The following is a 5,093-nucleotide window of genomic DNA, read 5'->3' on the forward strand; positions in this document are numbered from 1 at the left end:
GGGAAAGACTGAAGACCAGATCAACGCCCTGAAGTACGATCCTACCCTCGCCCGCGAGATGGCCGGACACTACATCCGCGAGAACGCGGCCGCCCTGAAGCGCAACGGCTGGCCGCCGACGGCCGGCAACCAGTACCTCGCCTACCACTTCGGGGCCGGCGGCGCCAACAGACTCCTGCGGGCCGACGACAAGACGCCGGGGAAGGACATCCTGGGCGAGACGGTGATGAAGGCGAATCCCAACCTTGCAGGGATGTCCGTCGGGCAGATCAGGGAGTGGGCCGCCGAAAGGATGAACCCTGGACTGCGCCGGTAGCGGCGGAAGCGCCGCCCGAAGCGGGCGGCGCTTCTTCAATCGATCCGGGGGAACGGATACCCCGTCACCTGCCAGACGTTCGCGACCAAACGCGATACCGAGGCCTGGGCCGCCGTCCCTGTCCCAAAGCCGAGATGCCACGCCGTTGATGTCGCCCCCCACGCGGGGGCGCGGATTGAAACAATTGTGTCGCCAGATTTCGTCCCCAGATTTCTCCGCCTTCACCCGATTCGCCTGGTCGGACGGCAGGTGACCGGATGGAATCGGCCGGCGGGCCGTTCCGCCTACAGCGGATGATAGGGACCGCTTCCTTCCTGGGGAATGTGGCGCTTGTTGCCTTGGGCGTCGATGGCGACGTAGGTGAAATTCCCCTCGGTGACCTTGACCGCCTCGAAGGTCCCTTCCTGCTTTTCCGCCCAGGCCTCCACCCGCACCGTGATCGATGTCCGACCGACCTTGATGATCTCGGCGTAGCAGGACAGCACGTCGCCCACGTTGACCGGACGGTGGAAGGCCATGGCTTCCACGCCCACGGTGACTACGCGGCCAGCGGCGCGGCGTACGGCGACCAAGCTGCCCGAGACATCCATTTGGGCCAGCAGCCAGCCGCCGAAGATGTCTCCGCGCGGATTGGTGTCGCGCGGCATGGCGAGTTGGCGGGTGGAAAGTTCGCCGCGCGGGCGGTCTGAATGCGGGATCATGCCCCATCCTAACCCATCGACCGGCCCATCGACCAGACTTGAAGAGACCGCGCGGACAGAGCACATAGAGGCCATGCCCTTGCCGCCTTCTTTCGCCGCGCCGGCCTCCTGTCCCGAGCACCGGGCCCGCTGGCGCGTCGCCCGCATCGCCATCGAACAGGCTGGCCACCGGATTTCCCCCAAGGGCCCGCAGGGCCGCATCGGCCATTTCTGGTGGATGCCGGTCCTCAAAGCCGGTCTCAAGACGGTGGGTCTGTATAACCGAGGACTCGCCAACGCCCGCCGACTGCAGCGGGTCGAGATCGACTTGGAATTCCATGACCTGCCGCCGACCTTCGATGGCTATCGCATCCTCCAGGTCAGCGACATGCACCTGGACGCCATTCCCGGCCACGAGCGGAACATCGTCGCCGCGCTCAAGGGCCTGGAGGCGGACCTGGCGGTCTGGACCGGCGACTATCGGGCTCATCATGCCGGCGCCACCTCGCACTTGAAGGAGCCGCTCGCCCATGTGGCCGCCGCCTGTACGGTCAAGGACGGCATTCTGGCAACATTGGGCAATCATGACGACCATGCGATTCCCGAGGTGCTGGCCGACCTGGGCATTCGCGTGCTGATCAACGAGACGGTCGCCTTGGCGCGCGGGGGCGAGACGCTGCGCTTCACCGGCTTGGACGACGTCTTTTCCTTCCACACCCCCGTGGCCGACGCGGCGCTGGCGGAGGGGCGGCAGGACGGGGGATTCTCCGTCGCCCTCATCCACTCGCCCGAGATGGCCGAGGCCGCCGCCCGCCACGGCTATGCCCTCTATCTCTGCGGCCACACTCATGGCGGCCAGATCGCCCTGCCGGGTGGCCGCGCCATCCTCACACTGGGTTTGCCGCGCGCCCATGTGGCGGGCCTGTGGCGGGTGGGAGAGATGCTTGGCTACACCAGCACGGGAGCCGGCACCTCGGGCGTTCCCGTCCGCTTCTTCTCGCCGGGCGAGGTGACCCTGTTCACCCTGCGGCGTGGATGAGATTCAGCGTTGTCCGACGTCATCGACCGCCTGGCGGTCGACGCGGGTCATGTGGGCGATCAGGCGGCTGTCGACCCAGTCCGTCAGTTCATCGCCGGTGGTCTGGACGAAGTCGAGGGTCTCGTCGGTCCAGAGATGTTCCAGTTCGTTCTTCGGCGAGCGTCGGCAGGCCGGAGGATTGCCAGAAGGCCTCCTCCTCCTCGAAGTGCTTCTCGGTGTAGCGGAAGAGGGCCTTGAAGGCTTCCCGGAGCACGGCGCGGCTGCGTCCCTTGTCGGCCGCGTCGATCAACAGATTGGCCAGCTTCAGGAGTTCCCGATGCTGAGCATCGATGGCGCCGTTGCCGGTCCGGTATTCGTCCCGCCAGGAATAACATTCCTCACCCATCGCCGCCTCCGGGGATCGAGAGGGAGCGGCGCCCGACCGCTCCCTCGGCCTTCCTCGAAGGGTAGCGCTACTTGATCTTCGGGTCCAGCTCCCCGGCCGTGTAGCGCTTGGCCATGGCGGCCAGCGGCACGACCTTGATCCTGGAGGCCTGGCCGGCGGTGCCGAAGGCCTCGTAGCGTTCCTCGCACAGCTTCTGCATGGCCGCCATGGCCGGCTTCAGGTAGGTGCGGGGGTCGAACTCGCCCGGCTTCTCGGCGAAGACCTTGCGGATCTGCCCGGTCATCGCCATGCGGTTGTCGGTGTCGATGTTGACCTTGCGCACGCCGTGCTTGATGGCGGTGACGATCTCCGACAGCGGCACGCCGTAGGTCTGGTTCATCTTGCCGCCGTACTGGTTGATGACGTCCTGAAGGTCCTGCGGCACCGAGGACGAACCATGCATCACGAGATGCACGTTGGGAAGGCGGGCGTGGATTTCCTTGACCCGCTCGATGGCCAGGATGTCGCCGGTCGGCTTGCGGGTGAATTTGTAGGCGCCGTGCGAGGTGCCGATGGCGATCGCCAGGGCGTCGACCTTGGTCTTGGCGACGAAGTCGGCCGCCTGGTCGGGATCGGTGAGCAGGGCGGAATGGTCCAGCTTGCCCTCGAAGCCGTGGCCGTCCTCCTTGTCGCCTTGGCCGGTTTCCAGACTGCCCAGGCACCCCAGTTCGCCTTCCACCGACACGCCGACCATGTGGGCGGTCTCGGTGACCTTGCGGGTGACATCGACGTTGTAGTCGTAGGACGATGGGGACTTGCCGTCGGCCATCAGCGAGCCGTCCATCATCACCGAGGAAAAGCCGAAGGTGATGGCCGACATGCAGGTGGCCGGCTCGTTGCCGTGGTCCTGGTGCATGCAGACGGGAATGTGGGGATAGATCTCGATGGCCGCCTTGATGAGATGGGCCAGGACGGTGTCGTTGGCGTATTTGCGGGCGCCGCGGCTGGCCTGCATGATGACGGGGGCGTCCATCTTGTCGGCCGCCGCCATGATCGCCAGCATCTGCTCCATGTTGTTGATGTTGAAGGCGGGGACGCCGTAGTCGTGCTCGGCCGCGTGGTCAAGCAACTGCCGCATGGAAACCAAAGCCATGTTCTTCCTCCCGAGGGTTGACGAGGCGTGCGAAACCTCGGGAGGGAGTCTACACCCGTTTGGGGCCGGTCACCAAATCGTCACGCGGCCTTCTCCTGTTTGTCGCCGTCGCCGGCCAACTGGTCGAGGGGAATTTCCAGGCCGTTGGGCAGGCTCTTCCAGTAGTCCCACGCCGTTTCGAAGGGCAGGGGAGACTGGCCGGAATCCTCGCGCATCTGGTTGGCCTCGGAGATGAACTGGTCGACCATGGCGTCGGCCTCGGCAAAGAATTCCTGTATCTGCCGGGTCAAGTCCTCGAATCCGGGCAGGCCGCCGTTGAGGATGCCTTCCAGCAGGTCGCCTTCGGGGTGCGGCTGCAGGGAGGCATCTTCCTGGCCGGCGTAGCAGGCCGAGACGGAACAGGAGCGGTTGGCGTAGACCTCGTAGGCACCGGCCGAATTCCACTTGAGCACGATGGTCTCGGTGACGGTGACCCCGATTTCCCTGAGGTAGCCGAAGGCGCTTCCGATGGTGTCCGCGGCCTTGTCGAGCAGGTTGCCGAGGCCCGAGGCCTCGGTCGCTTCGGCATCGCTTTCCGCCAGGACGGCCGGGTCGGCGACCGGGCTGCGGCCCAGGCCCGACAGGCCCTGGGGACCTTCGGCGCCGCCGCTGCGGATGCCGCTGCCGTCCAGGGTCATGCGGAAGGCCTGGCCGGCGGCCGAGCCCTGGGAATTGCGGAGCCATTCGGCCCGTTGCGAGTCGACGGCGCTGATGTGGGTCATGTGGAATTCCTTTCCCCTGCTGTCCCTTGTTGCCTACCCACCCGGCAGGATTTGCCGCGCAGGAAATCGCGTGCCCCTGGATTTCCGCCATCCAGGCACGTTCCAAGCCAGTGTCCCGCGACCGTCGTTGCAGGGGATGTGCCAGTTCGAGGCCCTGCCGCTTGGCCCTTTACTCGGGTGGCGGCGCCCTCTTCACCTTATGCGAAGATCACCTCTCCCGCCAGGCCGCGTATTGCGCCGGGCCTATGGCGGGCAAGGTGTTGGGCATGAAGAAGTCCTTCCTCAGGCCAGTTCGCGGAACAGGATACCCGGTTGCCTTCGCCATCTGGAACGGCCGCAACGGCGAACGCGACGGGTTCAAGGCGGTCACCGTGGAATGGCAGGAACTCAGATTCTGAACTCCCCCGGGTCGACGGGAGCCCCTTTTCCGTCGACCGCCTCGTCCACGTAGTCGTGAATGACGACCTCGCGCTTGCCCGGATGGAGCCGGTGCAGACGCCCGGCATACTTGGGCCAGCGTGCCGCCCCGCAGCAGCACCACGTTGCGGACGAAGCGGGAGCCCGGGGCGAGCACATGCTCAGCGCCATCGCACTCACGGCCAAGCGGGTCGTCACCAACGGCGCCATGGTTCACGAGGCGGGCCATCCCGAGCCCTTGATCATCGCCCTTTCCGAACCCCGGACCGTGCATCGGGCCTTCGATTACGGCCTGCACTGGGGCATCGAGGCCATGTTCTCCGACTTCAAGACCAGGGGGGCGGGCTGGAAGACAGCCAGATC

The 5,093-nt window shown here is 66.0% G+C and carries 6 protein-coding genes and 1 pseudogene; 3 read left to right on the plus strand and 4 right to left on the minus strand.

All coding sequences use genetic code 11. The features are described from left to right. On the plus strand, positions 1-316 hold a 316-nt coding region (locus H7841_18090), incomplete at its 5' end, for a hypothetical protein (protein ID MEO5338769.1). 284 nt (positions 317-600) lie between these two features. On the opposite strand, the gene H7841_18095 is transcribed toward H7841_18090, so the two are convergent. After that, complete coding sequence (locus tag H7841_18095) at positions 601-1,017, minus strand: acyl-CoA thioesterase (GenBank protein MEO5338770.1); 417 nt, start codon at positions 1,015-1,017, stop codon at positions 601-603. 79 nt (positions 1,018-1,096) lie between these two features. Here H7841_18095 and H7841_18100 point away from each other — a divergent pair, with 79 nt between their 5' ends. After that, positions 1,097-2,035, plus strand: a complete 939-nt coding sequence (locus H7841_18100) for a metallophosphoesterase (GenBank protein MEO5338771.1) — start codon at positions 1,097-1,099, stop codon at positions 2,033-2,035. Between the two features lie 88 nt (positions 2,036-2,123). On the opposite strand, the gene H7841_18105 is transcribed toward H7841_18100, so the two are convergent. The 3 genes from H7841_18105 to H7841_18115 all read right to left on the minus strand — a co-directional run bounded on the left by H7841_18105 (position 2,124) and on the right by H7841_18115 (position 4,313). Continuing rightward, the gene (locus tag H7841_18105) at positions 2,124-2,420 is read right to left on the minus strand and encodes a hemerythrin domain-containing protein (GenBank protein ID MEO5338772.1); all 297 of its coding nucleotides are present in this window, start codon (positions 2,418-2,420) and stop codon (positions 2,124-2,126) included. Between the two features lie 67 nt (positions 2,421-2,487). Then, positions 2,488-3,552, minus strand: coding sequence for a fructose-bisphosphate aldolase class II (gene fba, locus H7841_18110; protein MEO5338773.1), 1,065 nt, complete (start codon positions 3,550-3,552; stop codon positions 2,488-2,490). Between the two features lie 80 nt (positions 3,553-3,632). Continuing rightward, positions 3,633-4,313 (minus strand): hypothetical protein, encoded by a 681-nt coding sequence (locus tag H7841_18115; protein ID MEO5338774.1) that lies wholly within the window; start codon positions 4,311-4,313, stop codon positions 3,633-3,635. 559 nt (positions 4,314-4,872) lie between these two features. On the opposite strand from H7841_18115, the pseudogene H7841_18120 reads away from it, so the two are divergent. Beyond that, positions 4,873-5,093: pseudogene (locus H7841_18120) on the plus strand (IS4 family transposase).

It is taken from the genome of Magnetospirillum sp. WYHS-4, assembly GCA_039908345.1.
GTDB lineage: Bacteria > Pseudomonadota > Alphaproteobacteria > Rhodospirillales > GLO-3 > JAMOBD01.